Annotated in this window: 1 pseudogene; it reads left to right on the top strand. The window is 70.9% G+C overall.

The features are described 5' to 3' along the window. Nucleotides 1–272 precede the first annotated feature (272 nt). Nucleotides 273–1396, top strand: a pseudogene (locus AC1D01_RS34615) (sensor histidine kinase); the annotation flags it as partial.

Raw genomic sequence — 1396 nt, 5'->3', positions numbered from 1 at the left:
GCGCCGACCAGCGCGGCCAGGTCGAGCGGCGCGGCGCGCGCGGGGGTGCGGCTCGGTGCAGAGGTGCGGCGCAGGCGGGTGGCAAGCAGGGCGGTGAGGGCAGTCATGGTGTTGTTCGAAGGTGGCTGACACAGCCTCTATCGCGAGAACCGGACCACCCCGTTCGTCGAACGCAAGCCGTTGATTTGATTGGGTTTTGTATTTCGATCTGCATACTTCGTATACAGTGCGCGAACCCCTCGTCGTCAACCTGGTTGACAGGTCACCCCTGCATGCTGATCCACGCCACCCTGGCCTTTGCGCTGTTCGAGACCCTGGCCCTGGCCGGCGTGCTGCTGTGGTGGGCCGACCGGGTCGCGGGGGCGCGCTTGCTGGCCGCCTTCCTGACCGGCATCGCGATCTGGATCACCGGCAATGAGCTGCCGAACTGGTTCGGCCACGAGGTCGAGCGCGCGAGCATGGCCCTGCTCGCGACCGCGCCGCTCACCTCGTCGTTCTTCTTCCACTTCTGCCTGGTGTTCTGCCGCGTCGAGATCGGCCGGGCCGGCGTCGCAGCCGCGTATGCGCTGGGGGCGGTGTCGACGCTCGCGGCCGAGATCCTGGTGCCGGGCCACCTGGTCGCGCACCGCGACATCGGCTGGATCGCCATCGCCAACCTGAGCGGCTGGATCGCCAGCATGGCGTGGGTGATCCTCGGCATCGGCGGCGTCTCGGTGCTGCTGCACACGCTGATGCGGGCGCGCCGGCCGGGTCGCGGTTGGCAATTCAGCCAGTACTTCAACCAGATCGCCTCCGTCACCGCCTCGTGCCWGTGGGGCATGCTGTGCCTCACCGGCTACGGCATCGCGGTGCTCGACTGGCCGGTGTACCCGTTCCCGCTGCTCGGGCTGCCGTTCTATCCGCTGATCCTCGTCTACGGCATCCTGCGCTACGGCGTGTTCGTCGCCAATGCCTGGGCGCGCCGCGCGCTGGTGTGGGCGCTGCTGCTGGCGCTGGGCGCGGCGATCGTCGCGGTGACGCCGCTGCTGCCGATCGAGTCGCGCTGGATCGGTGGCCTCGCGGTGGCGGCCAGCTGCCTCGCGCTGAACGGCCCGGTGCGGCGCTTCGCTGAGCGGCTGGTGTACCCGGGCGGCGAGGTGTCGGTGGCCGACCTGGGCGCCTGGCGGCTCGCGCTGCAMTCGCCCGAGACGCCGCAGGCGCTGGCCGAGCGCGCCGCGGCCTTGCTGAGCCAGCGCATCGGCACGCGCGTGGAGGTGCATGTGGGCGAGCTGCCAGAGGCTCCTGCCTCTGCGCCTTCGCTGGTGTGCCTGGCGCGCCCTGCAGGCTGGACCACCACGCTGCACGGCTGGGAGGCCGCACCGCCCGGCCCGCGCCAGGTGGCCGAGCTGTTCGGCAG

It is taken from the genome of Rhizobacter sp. P3_B12 (genome assembly GCF_056402895.1).
Note: the sequence above shows the minus strand (reverse complement) of the source record. Positions and strands in the feature narration are given on the sequence as shown.